The organism is Rathayibacter sp. CAU 1779, assembly GCF_054551755.1.
The window spans coordinates 2,037,611-2,057,042 of record NZ_JBTOLK010000001.1 but is presented as its reverse complement, the minus strand read 5'-3'; the positions used below and the strand labels follow the sequence as shown (position 1 = coordinate 2,057,042).

Sequence of the window (19,432 nt, the reverse complement as noted above, 5' to 3'; positions counted from 1 at the left end):
ATCAAGTGTACGGACTGGGTGCGACGACTTCCCGCCGAGCCTGCCTGAGCGAGCGCCTCGTGACGTACTGAACCAGCATGAAACCCACGAAGAACACTTCGGGGAGCATGCCGCTCAGAAACGCCGCGCAGACGATGATCGCGTACGAGACCACAACGAGGATCGCCGATGTACGAAGGGCGCGAGACCGGCCGAACGCGAAGCGGTACCCGACGACGAGGTCATGGACACCATGCCCGGGAAAGGAGTTCAGTGCATAGATCGTGGCGAGAAGGACCACGACGAACGCCACCGTCGCACCCCGCGCGGGTGTCGGCATCCCGGGAGGACGCAGGGTGAAGGCCCAGAGCGCCAGGCCTCCCACCGCGACGATCCAACCGGCCACCGACAAGCGGTTCAGACTCACGAGGACGGAGCGCATCAGGTTCTCCCTCGCGAGCGTGATCGTCGGGTCGAGCGAGAGCGTTCCGGAGAAGGCCGCCAGTGCGCGGCCCTCCTGACCGCCCCGTAGGCCGGCGACACCGAGGTTGTGGATGGCACCGGGGTGGCCGGGCGCCAGCGACAGGACCGTTCGGTACTCGTTCTCCGCACCCGTGAGGTAGCCCGAGTCCAACAAGGCGTTGCCCAACACGAAGTGCGCGCCCGGTTCCGTCGGTGCCAGACGGACGGCTTCGCGGGCTGCCGCCGTGGCTCTCTGCGGCTGCCCTGGGCGGCGAAGCAGCGCAACGGCATGACTCATGTGCGCGAACGGGTTGTCCGGCGCGAGTTCGACGGCGCGGGACGCTGCAGCGCGTGCACGTTCGAGGTCTCCCGCATCGCCATACACATCGGCGGCACTCCGCCAGATGAATTCGTCGGAAGGGTCGAGTGCGACCGCGCGTTCGACGCACTCGACGGCTTCTTCCCGATTGCCGAGCTGGCCGTGCGCACGCCCAGCCATTGCCATCAATCGGGGGTCGTCGGGAGCTTTCCGCACTTCGTCAGCCAGGGCTTCGAGCGCACGATCAGGTCGATCCGAATTCAGCCAGGTCTGCGCGAGAGCAAGCGCGCTCTGTACGCTCACCCTCGCCTGGCCTTCTTGAGATAGGCACGAAGCTCGGCGTACGTCCCGTCATCGGAGCCGAACGTGACCATGGTCCGGGCAGTATCGAGCCACGGGCCGACGGATGACTGCACCTCTGCGATGGCCGCCTCCAGGTGAGCCATCGAGACCATGCGCACGGAACCCGTCTCGACGCTCTCGAGCAGCGCTTGCTCCGTGGCGATATCGCACACGTAGCCGATGTCGGCGCCCGAGAGTCCGCCGGTGGCGGCAGCCAATTTCGGGACGTCGACCAGCTCGATCGGCCGGGTCTCGAGCGCGGCGCGGAACAACGCCTCACGCGCCACACGATCCGGAGGGAGCACGAGCATCGTGCGATCGAATCGGCCCGGCCGACGAAGGGCAGGGTCGACGTCCCACGGTTGGTTCGTGGCCGCCAACACGAAGACACCGTCGTTGTCTGAACCGACACCGTCGAGTTCGGTCAGCAGCTGATCGATGGTTCCGCGGATGCCGTCATTGTGCGACGAGCTCCGCCGTCTCCCCAGCGCGTCGACCTCGTCGAAGAACACAACGCACGGAGAGTGCGATCGTGCGTACTCGAACACCAGATGCATGTTCCGTTCGCTCGCACCCAACATCCCGTCCAGGATGTCTGTCGGGCTCACCGACAGGAACTGCGCACCCAGCTCACCAGCGATCGCCCGGCCGATGAACGTCTTGCCGCACCCAGGAGGTCCGTAGAGAAGCAGCCCGCCGCGCAGACTCTTCGCGTACAGCGATCGGAGCTTCGGATTGCGCAGCGGCGCCAGGAAGGCTGCCTCCACGCGCTTCTTGACGTCGGCCATCCCCGCGACATCAGCCATGGTCACGCGATCGCGCGAACCTTCAGTGCGCGCCGTCGCGTCAGACGGGTCCACGAACATCGGCGGCACGAGTCCTGCGAGTTCGGTCTCGGCGGCGCTCCAGTCGTAGACCGGCGGGCCGACCGGCATCTGTTCCTCATGCCCAGGCTCAGGCAGCTCAGACGCCTGAGGAACGAGTGCTTCGGTCGGGGCGGACATCGCCTGCTCCGTGTCAGCCAGAGCGCGACGGTCGCCAGTTCGAAGGGACTCTGTGACCGAGTTCGCCGTGCGGATCGCGATCGCGCGGGCATCCGCATTGCCTGGCTCAGCCTCGAGCACCGTGCTGACCTGGGCGAGCGCTTCCGCGTAACGTGATGCCGCAAGCAAGCATTCAGCGAGGTGAATCCGGAGGACGGTTTCATTCGGGGCGGCGGCGACAGCTCGTTGCAGCGCCTCGATGACTGCGGGATCCACGGACGAAGTCTAGGACCCCGGAATAATCACGGTGACCATGCGTTTGCATAGGTGTGCGGGAGAGTCCGCGCATCCTTTTTCCTCCATCCGCTCGTACTAGGAGAACAATGACCGACACCGCAACGACCACGCTCGACATCCCCGGCTACCGCGAGGGCACCTGGGTGATCGACCCCGCGCACAGCGAGGTCTCCTTCAGCATCCGTCACCTCATGATCAGCAAGGTGAAGGGCAAGTTCGAGAAGTTCCACGCGACGTTCGTCACGCCCGCCAACCCGCTCGAGGCGACCGTCGAGGCTCACGCCGAGGTCGCATCCATCAACACGAACGAGCCGAACCGCGACAACCACCTGCGCACCGGCGACTTCTTCGAGGCCGACACCTACCCGACGATCGACTTCGTCTCCACCGGCGCCCGCGTCGAGAACGGCGACCTGCTCGTCGACGGCAACCTCACCATCAAGGGCATCACCAAGCCGGTGACGTTCGACTTCGAGTTCGGCGGCTTCGGCCCCGACGCGTACGGCAACTACAAGGCCGGTGCGAGCGCGAAGGCCGTCATCAAGCGCGAGGACTTCGGCCTCACCTGGAACGCCGCACTCGAGACCGGCGGCATGCTGCTCGGCGACGACGTGACCATCACGATCGACCTGCAGGCAGCGCACCAGGGCTGAAGCCCGCACGTGCGGCCACGCCGCACGTGCGGCCACGCCGAACCCGCAGGTAATTGTCGAGCCACCCCTCTGTTCACGCGAATAGAGGGGTGGCTCGGCATTTGAGGGGTGGCTCGGCATTTGAGGGGCGGGGCGGTGGGCGGGTCGGGAATTGGTGGGGCGAGGGTCGCCGGGCCAGGGCGCCGTGGTTAGGCTCGCGACATGGCGACCGAGATCACGATCATCGACTACACCGTGCCCGCCGACGTGTACGCACGCTACGGCGCCGACTTCGACACCGAGGCGGTGAACAACGCGGTGCTCGCAGAGCTGAACGCGATCGTCCCCGAAGGTGTCATCGTGCAGCGCAACGGCAAGGTCTTCGCAGAGAAGGACGTCGAGGACATCGCACGCGACCTCGACTGGAAGCAGCTCCTCGACCACATCGACCTCGACCAGATCCTGGCCGCGCACGGACGGTGAGCGAGTTCTCCACAACTTCATCCGAGGTGTTCTCTTGACGCCGCGCAAGCGCTAGCGTCTCCTCGATCGCAGTGCTTCACAACTCATCGAGGAGGATCCGCATGGCCTGGTTGCTCGCACTCATCGTCCGCCGTCCCGACCCATACGACCGCACGAATTAGCACGATGGAGCGCCGGACGTCTCGCTAGTGCGGGCGCCTGGCGCTTCTGTGGGCGCTACATGTTCACTCGTCGTCACGGTGTGCCAGGCCCCGTGGCGCAGCGTTGCTACCAGCCCGCTCCGTAGCAGAGGAACGGTGCAGCGATTCCGGTTGACTGGGTCGCCTCGGCCAGCGCAACCGCGGGAGCTGAACCCATCGCCAGCCGCGCGTGCACGGCGCTGAGAAGCTCGCACGCATCATCGTCGTTCACGCTGACCGGTGACGCGATCACGCTGAGCGTCCCAGCGTGCAACCACGATCGGGCCATGCCGAGAGCCTCATGCCCCCAGCCGATGGACGATCTGCCCAACTCGCACGCGGAGATCAGTGCAGTCGACGGCATGCGCTCGATGCGTTCGATGTCGTAGCCGAACCAGGGGCCGTCCGCGAGCTCGACACCGGAGAAGTGCGGGTTGTCGGCCGCATGCCGGCCGTGGCCGACGAGGTGGAACACGTCCACACCGGCGGCGAGCGCCGAGGCCGCATCGGTCGTCGCGGCCTCACCCTGCAGTGTGATGGTGTCCGACCATGCGGATGCGGCCCGTCCAACCTCCTCATCCGCTCGTGGCACGCGCGGCCCGGCCACGAACCCTGCGGAGACACCGCATCCGACGACTTCGCGGGCATTCCGCTCCGCGATCCATCTCGTCGCGGACAACGGCACCGTCACCGGGTGGCCGGCCAGGCCCCCGAGCATGGTCCATGGCACGCCCGCAAGGATGCCCGGTGCGACGACGACAACCCGGCTGCCCGCCGAGGCCGCACGTTCCGACGCCGCCATCACGGGCGCGACGAGCAGCTCGTCGAGGGCTGTCACGCGATCCGCAACCGACGCCGCCACCGCGGCGCCCATCGCCCCGTCGAGCCTCGCGGCGTGCATGTCGAGATCGGCGAAGAGCGCCGCGCGCTCGGCGGTGCCGTACCGGTCAGGGCTCAGATCGATCGCGCTGGCAGCGTCCGGCTCCACGACCAACGCGACCAGTCGTTCACCCGACCAGAGATAAGCGACGAGGACGGTGCGGTCGTCGAGCGACTCCTGGGCTTCATCGAGCGTCGCATGCCGGGCGAGGACTCCTGCTCCTTCGCTTGCCCAGTGACGCGTTCGGATACGGTCGCGCAACTCCGCTTCGTGCCGATGTTCGAACGTCGAGTGATCGCCGGAGAGACGCAAAGCACGGAGCTCGGCGAGATCAGCCGCCGTCTGCGGATCCGCCGGGGGCCGCGGCACCGGCGAATGGCTCGCGACACTGCGCGCCCGCTCGGACCAGTCGAACGCGATCCGCGCGTCGCCAGCCCTGAGTGCGGCCGCGATCCCCTGCTTCGTCAGAGCCTGACCGTGCATGGCGGTGCTCGTCTGCAGGTCCACGGACCTGAAGAGCGCCTGCCATTGCGCCAGTTCTTCAAGTCCGATCGCTGCCTCTCGCACGACGCGTCGATCGTCGCCCAGAACGGCCGCGGCCTCCGCACGCACTTCTCGCGAGATGATCCGGCGTGCAATGGGGACATCACGCGGAATACGAGTTCCATGCAGTACGGCTCGAGCGGCAGCTTCCCCACCGCGCCGCATGCGGACGCGCTGAGCCACAAGCCGCAGGTCGCCGGCGTCCTCCCGTAGCCCTCGTCGAGCCAATTGCACGGTCAGGCTGTCGAGTTGATCGAGAAGGTGTTGCGAGTGGACACCTCCGGCGGCATCAGCACGGAGCGCAACTGCGCGAGCCCGCAACGCGCCAGCCTCGTTGCCGTGTGATCGGAAGAGGCGACCCGCAGACCGAGCCAGTCGCGCTGCCTCGGCCGGATCGAAGTACAGCATGGACCGGGAGCGCCGCCACACCGCGTCCGCCTGACGAAGTCGCAGACGATGGGCGCGGTAGACCGCGGCGGCGGCTGCCAGCGTCGCTGATGCCTCGAACGGCATCCCAGCAGCGATCAGTGCCTCCGCGCGATCGACCTCTCCGACAGCTGCGTCGACCGGCGAGGCGGCCGAAGCCCGTTCTCGTGCCGCATCCATGTGACGCAGTGCCGAGACGAGGTCACCGGCGAGCAGCGAGGCGTATCCCTGGTTGTGGGTCGCCTTGGCTGCGGCATCGAAAAGGCCGCCATCGTGCAGCAGGCGAGCGGCGGATTCGAAGGCCTTGAGCGCTTCAGGAAACCGGCCAAGATCGAGGAGCGTATTGCCTCGATTCATGGCGATCCGTCCTGCGGTCGTCGGATCGCCATCGATGAGCCGGGCCGCCTGCGTGAGCAGACGCAGAGCATCACGCGAGTTCCCACCATGCCGCTCGATCAGCCCGAGCTGGCCGAAAAGCACTCCCCTGGTCTGAGCTGTCAACCCTGGTGTTCGAAGAGCGTTTCGACACAGGTGTTCTGCACGATCAGGCTCTCCCATGTCGAGCACGAGGTACGAGAGCGTTCCCGCAATCCGTGCGCGCAGATTGGGATCATCGGCACGCTGCGCCGCTGAGTCCAGAGCTCGCCGAGCTGCTGCATGCCTGCCGGCATTCAGAAGCGCGACGCCCCGGTCGTACAGCTCGACCGCTGAGAGCATCCTCTGATTATGACCGCCGGACGCGCCGTGGAGCGTGCAGTTTCGATCGGTCAGCGCACTGTCGGTGCCTCCCCCATGGCCTGCACGATTGCGGCCCGGGCGCGAACACGCCGCTCATCCGAGCTCGATGCCGCACCCAGCTGATCGATCGCTCTCGCGATCTGCCCAGCCATGACCGGCGCGGCGAATGATGTACCGCTCCAGACAGCGAAACCACCGCGGAAGTCGTCTGGATCGATCGATGTTCGCAGGGCGCCTTCGAATCGACGCGAACCGATCGGATTGAAGCCGCCGTTGAGCGGCGGCATGGTGCTCACGACCGACGCCCCTGGAGCCCATGCACGTACCCACGGCCCGTCATTGCTGAACAGTGCGATCGTGCCGTTGGGGTTGAGGGCCCCGACCGAGACGATCGGCGTCGAATCGAGGGGTGGCTGAACGAATCTCTCTCCTTCGACCCCCTCCCAGTCCGAGAATGCCGCCGGAAACTGAGGCCGATCGGTGGCGTCATTGCCGGCCGAGCACACGATCACTGTGCCGGTGCGACCTATGGCCGAAAGCAACTGGTAGAGCGTGATGTCGTACAAGCCATCCTGCGGAGTCTCGTGGTAGTAGCCGAGCGACAAGACGAGCACATCGATCCGCTGACCACCTGTGCCTTGGGCTTCAGCAGTCACGAGCTTCGCCACGCGTGACAGTGCCTCGAGCAGTTGGTCCTCGCCGACCGTGCCATCTGGCTCGACAATCCTCCAAGCGACGATGTCCGAGTCCGGGCTGGCCTGGTGGATCAGACCGGCCATGAACGTTCCGTGGCCGGCAATCGGATCGAGTGCCCCGTCCAGCGGACCGGTCACGTCTCCGTGAACGTCGCTGTCGTGCTGGGCGTCGCGGTATCCGATCGGCTCAGTGGTTCCGTCGGGCAACGTCACCACGACGTCGCGATGCACGACAAGGTCGCCGCCGCGCTCGTCGAACCAGGGATGTTTTCCGCACCCGCTGTCCAGCACCCCGACGACCGTGCGGGAAGACCTCGCGGATCGGACAGGGCGCGACAAGGTGAGTGCCACTGGCTGAAGTCCGCCGGAGCCCGGAATCGCATATCCAGCAATTGCGCTGTACGGCAACCGCGCATTGATCGGGGCGACGGGATTCGTCTGCTCGTACGGGTTCGTCTGCTCGTACGGGTTCGTCTGCTCGTACGGGTTCGTCTGCTCGTACGGGTTCGTCTGCTCGTACGGGTTGGTCTGCTCGTACGGGTTGGTCTGCTCGTACGGATCGACCACGATCCCCGATCCCACCGTCAGCACGTGGTTGAGGCCGACTCCGGGGAGCACGTTGCCTGGCGCGAGCATCCGTGCCTTCTGCAGGACGAGCCAGGCGTTCGGCGCCTGGGTGCTGTTCTCACCGGGAGCGATGACCACCCGCTTCGCACCGAGCGGACCGGTCGCCCAGGCGTGCGTCGCCGTACGGCGGGACCGCGTCTCGTCGTCTTCATCGACATGTGCAACCGAGGTCACGCGCTCCCGCGGGATCTCCCAACCGAAGGACGCGGCCGCTTGCGACAGGAGGTCCAACGTGCCATCCACATCGCCGAGGGTCGACACCAGGAGCTGGTCCGGTGCATAGACGGTCGGATGAGCCACCACCCCGGGAACCGGGATCGCCTTCGCGGTCTCCGCGGTGAGCACCCCGACCTCGGCCGGCGGCGTCTGCGGCTTCCAGTGCCTCACGTGGCGTATCGGTCGGGCGTTCGAGTTCTCGATCATGCTGCGGTCCTCTCGGTGTACTGATGTTCGGCCGCTCGTCTACGAACGGCGATGACGGATGCGATGGGGCGCCCGCGCGCACCCTTCAGTGCTCGTGCTCGTGCTCGTGGCTCTGTTTGTGCTCGTGTTCTTCGTGCTCGACCCGGAACGCCTCGACTCACACCTCGTCAGCTCAGAGCGCGAATGCCGATGTCGCCCACACGGGCGACGGGTTCGGTGCAACGGTCAGAGACACGACCGCTCTGCCCGGGGCGATCCGGGTGAAGGCGAAGCGGCCGAGGGCATCCGATTCGGATGCCCGCTCGCGTCCGTCGACGTCGACGTGTACGACACCCTCGGTGGGCGGAGTGCTCCAGCCGTCGATACGGAAGCCCTCCGGCTCGCGCACGATGCGCAGGAGCACCTCATATCCGCCCGACACGAAGCGAAGAGTGCGCTCGCCGACGCCACGCACGTTCGCGAACGCGAGGTCCTCCGAGAAGAGCTCGAGCACGATCAGGTCGTCGTCGAGCTCGGCTCTCTCGACTGCCGCCAGCGCGAGTGCGTCGAGGTCCTCCGGAGGCGGGTCGTTCTGCTCCCACATGCGCCGCAGCGCGGCGAGCAGTTCGGCATCGCCGAGTGTTTCAGGTGTCATCGGGTTCCTTCCGCGATCAGGTCGCGCAAACGGTCGAGGCAGCGGGACCGCGTCGGTCCGATGCTGCCGATGCGCATGCCGGTCTCCGCGGCGATGCGGCGATAGTCGGGTTTGTCGTCGAACGCGATGATGCGCAGCAGGCGCTGGCAGCGCTCCGACAGGGTTCGCACGCAACTCCAGAGGTGGTCGTTCGAGATGCCGCGCACGGCGGATTCCTCCGCGGAAGGAACTGTCCCGAGGCGCGGTTCGAGCGCTTCGACGTCCAGTGGTGTGTCGTCGGCGAGTCGTTTCACCGTGCGCCAGGCCTCCCTGCGTGCGGTGACGGTGAGCCAGGCCGTGACGGCATCCGGGTCGTCAATCCCGGCGTATCCGCGCACGAATCGCGCCCACGTCTCCTGCACGACGTCTTTCGCCGTCGCGGTATCGATGCGGTAGGCGCGAACCACGTGCCACAACACCGGATTCATGGCACGAACCAACCGCGGCATCGCCGTCGTGTCGCCGTCCAGCCAGGAGCGGAAGGCATCCGCCGCCACCGCGTGAACGGGACGAGCGGATGCCTCCGCGGATTCACCAGCCCCCATGAACACCACTGTGGCGTGCAGGTCGGCCTGCGGCAAGGAGGTCATTCCGGCCGAATGATGGTGATCGGTTGTGTGACCTCGAATGCGATCTGCGCGAGGCGCTCTCTCTGCGGCGCACCCGGCCGTGCAGCCGTCGACTGCACGGTTCCGGTCGCGGTTTCGCGCACCTGATCGTCCGTCGTGATGTCCCTCATGGTGAACCCCTTCCGACAAGTGAGGAGTCAGACGGCTGCACTGTGATACACGCGTACGAGAAGAAACTTCGCGTGTATCAAGATGGCGCCGTGGGTGCTCCTCTTCTGACATCCGAAGCGGAATGAGGAAACATCATGTCTGGAGTTCATCCTCCCCTGCCGAACGAGATACCCGGCGGGCTTCCTGAGCTCGTCATCGGAGCCGACGGACGCGTCTATCCGGCTTCCGCCGCCACCACGAGTGTCGTCATCACGGCTCGGCGTCGTCACCGCCTGTTCCGCGGCCGGCGTTCGTGACGGTGCGACGCGTCAATCGCGACTTCAGCACTCCCATGAGGCCGACGAGCGAGACGATCGCCCAGACGCCCTCCAGCAGCAGGAAACCCCATTGGGATGTGAAGACCGCCTCGAGCGCAAGAATGCCCGACCCCGCCACGTTCAAGACGAGGTAGAAGACCGCCTTCTGGTCGAGCACCCCCCACTGGGCAAGCGCGAAACCCGCGAGCACGAGCAGGGATCCCACGATCTGAATGACGATTTCCACGTTGCCCTCCGGCAGCGTCGTCGTCGGATCCGGGTACGGCGCATCTCGTCCGGGGAGCGACCGGGAGGTCGGTCCGCATCGAGCGTAGCGGGTGGCCCGGTCAGCCCTGGAGAGTAAGGATGAGAGTGGCCGCGCAGACGGCACTGTCGATCGTGCCATCCTTCGATCGTCATGCGGGCGCACGGCCAGGAGCCGGCATCATCGGAAGGAGTCCCCCATGACCACGATCGGCGTCTTCCAGAGCCTCACCCTCGACGGCGTGATGCAAGGACCGGGACGAGCGGATGAAGACACTCGCGGCGGCTTCACCCAGGGCGGCTGGGCGAACGGCTATCAAGACAACATCTCGGCGTCCTACGCCGGCGAGGGCATGGCTCGGCCTGGCGCCCTCCTGTTCGGGCGCCGCACATACGAGGACGTGCTGACCCACTGGACGAAGAACGCCGGCCCCAATCCGTTCGCCGATGTGCTCCTGCGATCGCCGAAGTACGTGGTGTCGCGCTCCGCCGGCACCGAGCTGGAGTTCGCCAACTCGCGGCTTCTTGCCGGAGACGCGGTCGACACGGTGCGGGCACTCTGCGAGCGCAACGAGGTTCCGCACCTCATGATCATGGGCAGCGGCGAGCTCATCCGGTCCTTGCACGCTGTCGGGCTGATCGACACCTACAGTCTGCTGATCCATCCGATCGCGCTCGGCACCGGTACCCGCATGTTCGGGGAGGCGGATCGGGTCGACCTCGAGCTCACGCGTGCGACTCCGACCAGCACCGGCGTGCTCATCGCGGAGTACGCCGTGCGGCGGTGAGGGGGACGGAGTCGGCTACGCCCACCCCGTCAGCGCCCGCCGAAACCCCGCGAAGTCATCCCGATGCACGGTGTGCCCGGCACCCGCGACCGTGCGGATCTCGAAGCCCACCCGACGCAGCCGGTCGGCCACCGACGTGCTGACCATCTTCGACCGGTCGGCGAGCATCATCATCGACGGCACGGCCATGCGATCCGGCGCGGTCAGAGGCATCGCGTGGCCGTCGCCGAAGCGTTTGAAGAACTTGCGGTCGAAAGCGGCGTAGTCGCCGACCTCGATCGCCACGTCGTCGCTGCCCCAGCGCGGGTTGCTGCGCTGGATGCTGCGCTCCTGCCGGTTCAGAATGCCGTGGAACAGCATCGGCGCGCCCGCCCGCTGCCACCACGGCAGACGTGAGCCGAGGAACGCCGGATCGATGTAGACCGCGCGGTCTGGCTGGAGCCGGGCGACGAGTCGGGAGAGGGCGAGCCCGCCGAGGGAGTGGCCGATGGCGAGCTCAGGCTTCAGCGGAACGGTGTCCGCGATGCTCCGCACCAGGCCGGAGAGCGAGTACCAGTTGGACCGAGGACTCCGGCCGTGACCGGCGAGATCGACGGCGATCACCCGGTAACCCTTGTCGGCGAGATCGGGGCCAAGCCGGTGCCAGGTGCGGGAGCTGCTGAAGAGGCCGTGCACGAGAACCGCGACTCGGTCGCCGCTGCCCCATTCCCGGGTGAACAACTGCATGCGGCGAGGTTACGAGCCGACCATGTGCGTATGCCCGGCGATGACCTTGCTTCGGCTCGGAGCCACCCGTGAGGATGCTCGCTGCACAGCCGTGCGCTCGGGCGGCAGTCGACCGCGACACGCCGCATCCGGCACGACGACGCGCCGTTTCGAGCCGAACATTGCCGCGGGAGCACACCGTTCCGCACGAGCACACAGTGTGCCGCGGGAGCACACCGCGGATCGTCAGGCCGACGGCGAGTGGTAGCGCTGCTGCGCGGAGGTCAGGCCGTCCGTTGTGACGTGCTCGACGGCATCCGCCCCGTCGGAGACGAGGTTCGGCAGAACCTGACGCTCGCTGGACGTGAACGGGCTGAGCACGTGGTCTGCGGCATCCGTTCGTCCAGGCGGGCGGCCGACACCGACGCGCACACGGATGAAATCGGGCGTGCCGATGGCGCTCGCGATGTCGCGCACGCCGTTGTGGCCACCGTGGCCGCCACCTGACTTGAGCTTGATGGTGTCGAACGGGATGTCGAGCTCGTCGTGCACGACGATCAGCCGCGACGGCTCGATCGAATAGAACCGCACGAGCTGGGCGACGGGGCCGCCCGACACGTTCATGAACGTGTTCGGCTTCGCCAGGACCAGGCGAGGGCCGCCGGGGACGATGCGTCCCTCGGCGACCCTCGCGTTGGTCTTGTGCGTCTTGAACGTGGCGGATGCGCGGCGCGCGAGCTCGTCCACCACCATCTGTCCGATGTTGTGGCGAGTGCGCTCGTACTGCGTGCCGGGGTTGCCGAGGCCGACGATGAGCCAGGGCTGCTCCGCCATGCGCGCGCTCCGCTTGCTGTTCGGTTGCTTGCTGTTCGGTGGTCGAACGCTGAGGTCTGACTACTCGCCGGACTCGGCGGGAGCCTCGGACTCGGCAGCCTCGGCCTCTGCGGCCTCCTCTGCCTCTTCCGTCTCCTCCTCGACCGGAGCAGCCGGCAGGGCGATGGCGACGACGAGCGCCTCGGGGTCGCCCAGCAGGATGGCACCGGACGGCAGCTTCAGGTCGGCCGCCGTGATGTGCGTGCCCTCCTCGAGGCCCTCCACGTCAACGACGATACGCTCCGGGATGTGCGTGGCCTCGGCCTCGAGCGACACGGTCGCGAGGTCCTGCACGACGATGGTGCCGGAGAACGACTCGCCCTCGATGTGTACGGGGACCTCGACCTGAACCTTCTCGCCGCGGCGCACGATGATGAGGTCGATGTGCTCGATGATCTGGTGCACCGGATCCTTCTGCACGTCCTTGACCAGGGCGAGCTGGGACTTGCCGGCGATGTCGAGTTCGAGCACGGCGTTCGCCTTGCGCAGGATCAGGCCGAGCTGGTGCGCCGGCAGCGTGACGTGCTGCGGGTCGGTGCCGTGACCGTAGAGGACGGCAGGGATCTTGCCTGCTGCACGGATCTTGCGCGCCGCGCCCTTGCCGAACTGGTCGCGGGTCTCCGCGACAACCTTGTTGCTGTCGTCAGCCATGGTGATGTCTCGCTTTCGGTGGGCATTCGGCCCACGTCGTTTTGGGGATTCGTTGTCAACTCGTGCTGCATGTCAGCGTGAGGACAGACGTGAGCCTGGTCCACCGCGTCGATCACGGATGCTGCACCTGCGAAGTCGCGCCTGGCGCGTTCGAGCCGGTGCCGGCATCCCTCGCCGAAGTTCGGTACACGAGTCTACCAGCGCCCCGGACGTCCGGACGACGACGCTTGCCCTCCAGCCGTGCTCGCCGTCAACCGAACGCGTCGGCGCACAGCTCGCCGAAGAGTGCGTCGGCGTCGACCGGCACCCCGCGTCGCTGGAACCACGTGCACACGTTGCGCACGTCGCGCTCGAGCAGATCGAATCCGTTCGGATTGCCGATCAGGTCGACGATCTGCGGCAGGTCGATGACGACGACGCGGTCGTCCTGCACAAGGAGGTTGTACGGCGAGAGGTCTCCGTGCGCGGTCTGCGCCAGCGCGAACCGGTGCATGATCTCCACGACCTGGTCGAAGCACGAGAGGACTTGGTCGGCGGTCAGCGACGCGGATGCCAAACGAGGGGCAGCCCTCCGTGCGAACGGATCGCCGATGAACTCCATCAGGATCTCCGTGCCCTGCACCTGCACGGGATACGGGACGGGGATGCCGATGCCCCACGCACCGCACAGCGCGCTGAACTCCGCTGCGGCCCATTGGACGGCGGCGACCGAACGTCCGTAGTCGGATTTGCGGGCCATCGCGCGCATGTCGCGGGTGTTCCGCACGCGGCGGCCAGCGGTGTAGTCGCTCGAGCGGTGGAAGTCGCTCGTCTCGGCGCCGCGGTAGCGCTTGGCGGCGAGCACGACGGAGCGCCCGCCGTCGACATCGGGCACTGCGCTCGGCACCGCACGTTCCAGCAGGAAGACGTCGGCCTCCTTGCCGGTTTTCAGGATGCCGAGCTCGGTGTCGACGGCGGCGGCCGAGGTGACGACCCAGTCGGGATGCGGCCTGGGGCCGCGCTCTGTTGGCATGGTGGCAGGCCACGTGGACCTGCGCTGACCGTCATCGATGTCGAAGACGGTGAAAGTGGGGACGACGAAGTCGTCGCCGAAGAAGGACACTGCGGTCTCCAAGGGTGGGGAGGCCGCGGCCGTCGGCGAGGATGCTAGCGGCGAGCGGCCCCACGTCGAGTGAAGGAACGGACGGGGGCACGAAAGACTTCGGCCACGATCGACACCTCCTTCACTCGAGCACCACTCGGTGCAGGTTCACGCGGGCAGTCGCACCGCACGTTCAGCGAACTTACCACCACCGCCGACCGAGCCCGCCATCGCTGGTTGAGCTTGTCGAAACCAGCCCTCCTGCTGGCGCTGGTTTCGACAAGCTCAACCAGCGGGAGTGGGGGATCAACGAGCCGGCGCGGGGGCTCAACCGGCGGGAGTCGGAGCTCTACCAGCAGAGCCGACGAACATCACCAGTCGTGCATCGAGCCGTCGAGCAGGCGGTTCACCGGGAGGTACGCGCCTGCGTAGGGGTGCGCCGCGGCGACCTCGTCGTCGTACTCGACGCCGAGACCGGGGGCATCCGACGCGTTCAGCATGCCGTTCTCGAAGGTGTAGGTCGTGCGGAAGACCTCATGCGTGACGGGCGCGTGCTGCATGTACTCCTGGATGCCGAAGTTCGGGATCGCCAAGCCGAGGTGCACCGCGGCTGCCAGGCCGACGGGCGAGACATCCGTGGGTCCGTGCGCGCCGGACTTGATCTGGTACACGGCCGCGAAGTCGAAGATGCGACGCAGGCCCGTGATGCCGCCGGCGTGCGTGACGGGGCTGCGCACGTAGTCGATGAGCTGCTCCTCGAACAGCTCGCGGTAGTCCCAGATGGTGTTGAAGACCTCGCCGATCGCGAGCGGCGTCGTGGTGTGCTCGCGCACGCGGCGCAGCACCGCCTGGTTTTCGGCGGGCGTGACATCCTCGAGCCAGAACAGGTCGTACGGCTCCAACGACTTGCCGAGCTTCGCGGCCTGGATCGGCGTGAGCCTGTGGTGTGCGTCGTGCAGCAGCGGCAGCTCCGGGCCGAACTCGTTGCGCACGGCCTCGAACACGGTGGGAGCGTGACGCAGGTACGCACGGGTGTCCCAGCTCTCTTCGACCGGGAGGGCGCTGCGGCGCGCGGGCTCGTAGTCGTAGCGGGCGTCGGATCCGGCATCCGTTCCGGCCTGCGCGTTGCTCGAGTGCGCAACGCCGTAGACCGAGGGGAGACCGGGGATGCCGGTCTGCACACGGATGGCGCGATATCCCTCGTCGAGATGCTCGCGGATCGAGTCGAACAGCTCGGGCAGGTCGACCCCGGATGCGTGGCCGTACACGAGCAGGCCGTCGCGGCTGCGGCCGCCGAGCAGCTGGTACAGCGGCATACCGGCCGCCTTGGCCTTGATGTCCCAGAGCGCGGTGTCGACAGCGGCGATGGCGGCCATGGTCACCGGCCCGCGGCGCCAGTATGCACCGCGGTAGAGGTACTGCCAGGTGTCCTCGATGCGGCTCGCGTCGCGTCCGATCAGCAGGGGCACGATGTGCTCGGACAGATAGGCGGCGACGGCGAGCTCGCGGCCGTTGAGCGTGGCATCTCCGAGGCCGGTGAACCCGTCGTCGGTCGTGATGCGCAGGGTGACGAAGTTGCGTCCGGGGCTCGCGACGAGCACCTCGGCGGACTGGATGATCATGGTGCGGATTCTCCTCGTGATGGGTCCGGAGTAGGGGATGGGGCTGCGTCGGCACGCCTGCGCAGGCTCAGCGCAGATACACGCGGCGGGCGAGCCCCGGCTGCAGGATGTCGAGCGCTTCGGCGAGGTCGAGCCCTCTGGCTCTCCCCCATTCCTCGACGGTGGCGAGGGATGCGCGACCCGGCTCGTCGCCGGCATCCAGCCGCGCCGCGATGATGGCCGCCTGCCGCTGTCTGAGCTTCTGCTGGCTTCCGTCGTCGATCTGCACGAGCCGATGCGCGATGCGCGGATTGGCGAAACGGGTGCGCAGGGCGTTGAGCGTGGCATCCGTCGTGGCCGCGTCGAATGGCAGCAGCACGCGCGCCTCCGACCACAGCTCCTCCAGCAGCATGCGGCACTCTGCGTCGCCGAACGCCTCGGCGACGGTCTCGTGGCCGCGCGGGATGCCCGTGGAGGCCAGCAGCGTGTGCCCGGCGTTCAGCAGCCACAGCTTGCGCCGCTCGTACGGCTCGATGTCGTCCACGAAGCGAGCGCCGGCCAACTCCCATGCCGGGCGTCCGGCAGGGAAGTCGCCGGCGACGATCCACTCGCTGAACGGCTCGGTGACGACGGGCACGACGTCGTCGTATCCGGTGAGCTCGCGCGCGGTGACACGGTCAGCGTCCGTCGTGTGCGGAGTGATGCGGTCGACCATCGTGGAGACGAACGACACGTTCCGGGCGATCCACTCGGCGAGCGCGTCGTCCTCCACCTCGCGATGTACGGCCAGGCGCAGGGCGTCACCGTTTCCGGTGAGGTTGTCGCAGCTCACCAGCGCGATCGGCCCGGCGGATGCCCGTGCCCGCGCCGCGAGACCGCGCGCGATCCGTGCTCCCGCCGTTTCGCCCGCGGCCCCGGCGTGACGCGACTGCTCCTCGGCCGTCTCGTACGCCCGCTCCGTCACGGTGATCGTGACGAGTGCGACGGACGGATCCGCGACGGTCCGCTCCCATTCGGATCCGGCTCCGTCGTGCGCCCGCACGATCGACTGCACGATCTCGGCGCTGTCGCCCTCCGCGGCGCGCGTGATGAGCGTGTAGACGCAGTCCTGGGCGGCGAGCGCCTTGGCGGTGCGCGGTGAACGTCCGGTGAACGCGGCGATGCCCCAGGCATCCGCATCCGCACCCGCACCCGCACCCGCAGGTGATTCCGCAGTGTTCGCGAGCTGCGTGTACCAGGCCTGATGCGCACGGTGGAAGTTGCCGAGACCGAGGTGCGCCATGCGCACCTCGGGGCGCGAGGTGCGGGCGTCAGCGACCGACGGCATCCGCGGGCCTCCGACGACGTCCCCTCGGGCGACGGGACACGGGCATCGGCCTCACGCGTCGACCGTCGCGTCGGCGGATTCGGTGACGATCTCGGTGTGCACCGGCTCGTCGTCATACACGCCGTCGAGCACGTCGTCGACGAGGACCTCGCGTCCGAGCGTCGCCGACAGGTACACGGACCGCACGACGGCCAGCGACAACAGCGCATCCGCCACGGTCACGCCGGGCGCACGGCCGGTACGGATGGCATCCACGATGTCGAGGTACTGGCGCTCGTGTCCCTCGACGAACGCGTCGGCGGGTCGGGTCGTTCCGTACAGGTCGCCAGGGCCGACCAGCTCCGCCGCACGGTTCTGCGTGCTGGAGCGCGTCGGATCCGCGTTCGAGTCGCCTGCGGAACCGCCTGAGACGAAGTACGCCAGCTGGTCCTGCTCGACGACGGCCGAGCCGTTCGAGCCCTGCACCTGCACGCGGACCGGAAGTCCGGGGAATCCCGCCGTGGTGGCGTGCAGCACTGCGAGGGCGCCGTTCTCGAACCGCACGGTGGCGACAGCCGTGTCCTCGACCTCGATCCGGTCGTGGGCGAGCCTGGCCGTGTGCGCGTACACCGCGACCGGCTTGCCGAGGAACCACACCATCAGGTCGACGGTGTGCACACCCTGGTTCATGACGGCGCCGCCGCCGTCCAGCTCCCATGTGCCGCGCCACTGGCCGGAGTCGTAGTACTCCTGGGTGCGCCACCACGGCACGGATGCCACGGCGCTGGTCAGCACGCCGAACTCGCCGGAGTGCGCGGCGTTCGCGACGACCACCGACGCCGGGTCGAAGCGGTGCTGGCTGATCACGGATGCGACGAGTCCGCGCTCGGCAGCCTCGTCGGCCAGCTCGCGGATGCGCCGCGCCCGCGGCACCGACACATCGAGCGGCTTCTCGATGACCACGTTGCTTCCGGCCCTCAGCGCCGTCTCGGCGAGCCGCACGTGCAGGCCGCTCGGCGTGCAGATGACGACGAGGTCGACCGGATGCTCGGCGAGCGCCTCCCCGAGATCGGCGAACAGCGCCGGCCGCGGCTGACCGGTCAGTTCGACGAGACCCGCGACACGTTCGGCCGACGGCGTCACCGGATCGATCAGCGCGACGATGTCGATCTCACCCAGCGCGGCGAGCGCCCGCACGTGGTTGTCGGCGATGACGCCGCAGCCGACGATGGCGGCGGTGAGGCGGCGTGCGGAGTCGGTGTCCGACGTGGTCTCAGTGCTCGAGGCGGGCTCTGACGAGGTACTCATGCTGCTGACACTCCGATCTGGTCGAGGAGACGGTTCAGCGCGCGTCCGGCGGTGCCGAAGGCGCGGGGTCCGGAGAAGCCGCCGAGGGCGAATCCGTCGGCGAGGTGGGGTTCGAGGGAGGCGAAGCCGCGGTAGCCGGCATCCCGGAGCGCGGTGACCGTCTGCAGGAGCTCGCCGTCGCCCTCTCCGGCCGGCACGACCGTGCCGTCGGCGAACAGTGCATCCTTCACCTGCAGGTACTCGACGTGCTGACTCAGCAAGGGCCAGCCATCCGTGAACGGCTTCACGCCCACCTGCACGAAGTTCGCGTTGTCCCACGCGAGGCGCAGGGCGTCGGATCCGACGGACTCGACGATGTCGAGCACGCGGGACGGCACGTCTCCGTAGATCTCCTTCTCGTTCTCGTGCAGCAGCACGACGCCCTCGCGCTCGGCGAGGTCGGCCAGTGCGCGCATCCGAACGAGAACGTCGTCGCGGATGTCTTCGGCGGCGATGCCCTCACCCCGGTAGAACGAGAAGATGCGCACGTACCGCGCGTCAAGTGCGTGCGCCGCGGCGATCGCGCGGCCGAGGCGCTCCACCTCGTGCTCGACGGGCAGGGAGACGTCGACCTTGCCGATCGGCGACGCGATGGCCGAGACGCCGAACCCGGCGGCATCGATCACCGTCTTCAGCTCGGCGAGACGATCGGCGTCGAGGTCGACGATGTTCACGTCCCAGGCGCTGCGCACCTCGATGTGCCGGGCGCCGAGCGCCTCGAGCACGGCCAGTTGGATGTTCGGGTCTGCATCGATCTCGTCTCCGAAGCCGGAGAGGAGCCAGGTAGGGCCATCAGCGGCCTCGGCGGAGCTCATGCCATCGACACTAGGCAGCGGCCGGATGCGACTGCAAACGTTTGCCATGGTTTGCCACGGCGTGGACCGACTCTCTCTCCGGAAGCCACGCCCTGACATTCGCCACGCATCCTCGTGCTCTCCGCGCTCGCCCCCCTGCGCGGCACTTGGCACTTGGCACTCGGCACTCGGCACTCGGCACTCGGCACTCGGCACTCGCGCCAGCTTTTCACTACCGCGCCAGAATTCCTGGCGCAATACCGAGAAGCTGGCGCGAGAGTGCGCCCGACGCGCTGCGCGCGCCC

The 19,432-nt window shown here is 67.7% G+C and carries 21 protein-coding genes and 1 riboswitch; of the genes, 5 read left to right on the top strand and 16 right to left on the bottom strand.

Annotated elements, in window-relative coordinates; genetic code table 11:
* Position 1 precedes the first annotated feature (1 nt).
* A complete protein-coding gene (locus tag ACX9R5_RS09420) occupies positions 2-1,063 on the bottom strand; it encodes a tetratricopeptide repeat protein (protein ID WP_459408720.1) in 1,062 nt (353 codons plus the stop codon).
* On the bottom strand, positions 1,060-2,361 hold the full coding sequence (locus ACX9R5_RS09415; protein WP_459408719.1) for an AAA family ATPase: 1,302 nt from the start codon (positions 2,359-2,361) through the stop codon (positions 1,060-1,062). The genes ACX9R5_RS09420 and ACX9R5_RS09415 overlap by 4 nt, the downstream gene beginning before the upstream one ends.
* Before the next feature lie 107 nt (positions 2,362-2,468).
* On the opposite strand from ACX9R5_RS09415, the gene ACX9R5_RS09410 reads away from it, so the two are divergent.
* Together ACX9R5_RS09410 and ACX9R5_RS09405 are read left to right on the top strand one after the other, a co-directional pair.
* Complete coding sequence (locus tag ACX9R5_RS09410) at positions 2,469-3,035, top strand: YceI family protein (protein WP_459408718.1); 567 nt, start codon at positions 2,469-2,471, stop codon at positions 3,033-3,035.
* Positions 3,036-3,236: 201 nt separating this feature from the next.
* Entirely contained in the window at positions 3,237-3,497 is a 261-nt protein-coding gene (locus ACX9R5_RS09405) for a hypothetical protein (protein WP_459408717.1), read from the top strand.
* A gap of 267 nt (positions 3,498-3,764) precedes the next feature.
* On the opposite strand, the gene ACX9R5_RS09400 is transcribed toward ACX9R5_RS09405, so the two are convergent.
* Complete coding sequence (locus tag ACX9R5_RS09400; protein ID WP_459408716.1) at positions 3,765-4,577, bottom strand: CHAT domain-containing protein; 813 nt, start codon at positions 4,575-4,577, stop codon at positions 3,765-3,767.
* Here ACX9R5_RS09400 and ACX9R5_RS09395 point away from each other — a divergent pair.
* Positions 4,572-5,312 carry a hypothetical protein gene (locus ACX9R5_RS09395; RefSeq protein WP_459408715.1) on the top strand — a complete coding sequence of 247 codons (741 nt, stop codon included), beginning with the start codon at positions 4,572-4,574 and terminating at the stop codon, positions 5,310-5,312. The genes ACX9R5_RS09400 and ACX9R5_RS09395 overlap by 6 nt on opposite strands.
* A 486-nt stretch (positions 5,313-5,798) precedes the next feature.
* On the top strand, positions 5,799-6,158 hold the full coding sequence (locus ACX9R5_RS09390) for a hypothetical protein (protein ID WP_459408714.1): 360 nt from the start codon (positions 5,799-5,801) through the stop codon (positions 6,156-6,158).
* A 134-nt stretch (positions 6,159-6,292) separates the two neighbouring features.
* On the opposite strand, the gene ACX9R5_RS09385 is transcribed toward ACX9R5_RS09390, so the two are convergent.
* The 5 genes from ACX9R5_RS09385 to ACX9R5_RS09365 form a co-directional block, all read right to left on the bottom strand.
* On the bottom strand, positions 6,293-8,008 hold the full coding sequence (locus ACX9R5_RS09385; RefSeq protein WP_459408713.1) for a S8/S53 family peptidase: 1,716 nt from the start codon (positions 8,006-8,008) through the stop codon (positions 6,293-6,295).
* Positions 8,009-8,180: 172 nt separating this feature from the next.
* The gene (locus ACX9R5_RS09380) at positions 8,181-8,642 is read right to left on the bottom strand and encodes a hypothetical protein (RefSeq protein ID WP_459408712.1); all 462 of its coding nucleotides are present in this window, start codon (positions 8,640-8,642) and stop codon (positions 8,181-8,183) included.
* The gene (locus ACX9R5_RS09375; protein WP_459408711.1) at positions 8,639-9,271 is read right to left on the bottom strand and encodes an RNA polymerase sigma factor; all 633 of its coding nucleotides are present in this window, start codon (positions 9,269-9,271) and stop codon (positions 8,639-8,641) included. Before ACX9R5_RS09375 ends, ACX9R5_RS09380 begins: the two co-directional genes overlap by 4 nt.
* Positions 9,268-9,420: a hypothetical protein gene (locus ACX9R5_RS09370; protein ID WP_459408710.1), complete on the bottom strand. Its 153-nt coding sequence runs from the start codon at positions 9,418-9,420 to the stop codon at positions 9,268-9,270. The genes ACX9R5_RS09375 and ACX9R5_RS09370 overlap by 4 nt, the downstream gene beginning before the upstream one ends.
* Before the next feature lie 250 nt (positions 9,421-9,670).
* A complete protein-coding gene (locus tag ACX9R5_RS09365) occupies positions 9,671-9,964 on the bottom strand; it encodes a CBU_0592 family membrane protein (protein ID WP_459408709.1) in 294 nt (97 codons plus the stop codon).
* Between the two features lie 11 nt (positions 9,965-9,975).
* Positions 9,976-10,040, bottom strand: a riboswitch (guanidine-III (ykkC-III) riboswitch).
* 141 nt (positions 10,041-10,181) lie between these two features.
* Here ACX9R5_RS09365 and ACX9R5_RS09360 point away from each other — a divergent pair.
* Entirely contained in the window at positions 10,182-10,769 is a 588-nt protein-coding gene (locus tag ACX9R5_RS09360) for a dihydrofolate reductase family protein (RefSeq protein ID WP_459408708.1), read from the top strand.
* A gap of 15 nt (positions 10,770-10,784) precedes the next feature.
* Here the strand turns inward: ACX9R5_RS09360 and ACX9R5_RS09355 are convergent, their stop codons facing one another.
* The 8 genes from ACX9R5_RS09355 to ACX9R5_RS09320 all read right to left on the bottom strand — a co-directional run bounded on the left by ACX9R5_RS09355 (position 10,785) and on the right by ACX9R5_RS09320 (position 19,148).
* Positions 10,785-11,495 (bottom strand): alpha/beta fold hydrolase, encoded by a 711-nt coding sequence (locus ACX9R5_RS09355; RefSeq protein ID WP_459408707.1) that lies wholly within the window; start codon positions 11,493-11,495, stop codon positions 10,785-10,787.
* 225 nt (positions 11,496-11,720) lie between these two features.
* The gene (pth, locus tag ACX9R5_RS09350; protein WP_459408706.1) at positions 11,721-12,308 is read right to left on the bottom strand and encodes an aminoacyl-tRNA hydrolase; all 588 of its coding nucleotides are present in this window, start codon (positions 12,306-12,308) and stop codon (positions 11,721-11,723) included.
* 60 nt (positions 12,309-12,368) lie between these two features.
* Positions 12,369-12,998 (bottom strand): 50S ribosomal protein L25/general stress protein Ctc, encoded by a 630-nt coding sequence (locus tag ACX9R5_RS09345; protein ID WP_459408705.1) that lies wholly within the window; start codon positions 12,996-12,998, stop codon positions 12,369-12,371.
* Positions 12,999-13,248: 250 nt separating this feature from the next.
* A complete protein-coding gene (locus ACX9R5_RS09340; protein ID WP_459408704.1) occupies positions 13,249-14,100 on the bottom strand; it encodes a serine protein kinase RIO in 852 nt (283 codons plus the stop codon).
* Between the two features lie 350 nt (positions 14,101-14,450).
* Positions 14,451-15,701: a D-mannonate dehydratase ManD gene (manD, locus tag ACX9R5_RS09335; protein WP_459408703.1), complete on the bottom strand. Its 1,251-nt coding sequence runs from the start codon at positions 15,699-15,701 to the stop codon at positions 14,451-14,453.
* 67 nt (positions 15,702-15,768) lie between these two features.
* On the bottom strand, positions 15,769-17,007 hold the full coding sequence (locus ACX9R5_RS09330; RefSeq protein WP_459408702.1) for a mannitol dehydrogenase family protein: 1,239 nt from the start codon (positions 17,005-17,007) through the stop codon (positions 15,769-15,771).
* Positions 17,008-17,058: 51 nt separating this feature from the next.
* A complete protein-coding gene (locus tag ACX9R5_RS09325) occupies positions 17,059-18,294 on the bottom strand; it encodes a Gfo/Idh/MocA family protein (RefSeq protein WP_459408701.1) in 1,236 nt (411 codons plus the stop codon).
* Positions 18,291-19,148, bottom strand: a complete 858-nt coding sequence (locus tag ACX9R5_RS09320; protein WP_459408700.1) for a sugar phosphate isomerase/epimerase family protein — start codon at positions 19,146-19,148, stop codon at positions 18,291-18,293. The genes ACX9R5_RS09325 and ACX9R5_RS09320 overlap by 4 nt, the downstream gene beginning before the upstream one ends.
* Between the last annotated feature and the right edge of the window lie 284 nt (positions 19,149-19,432).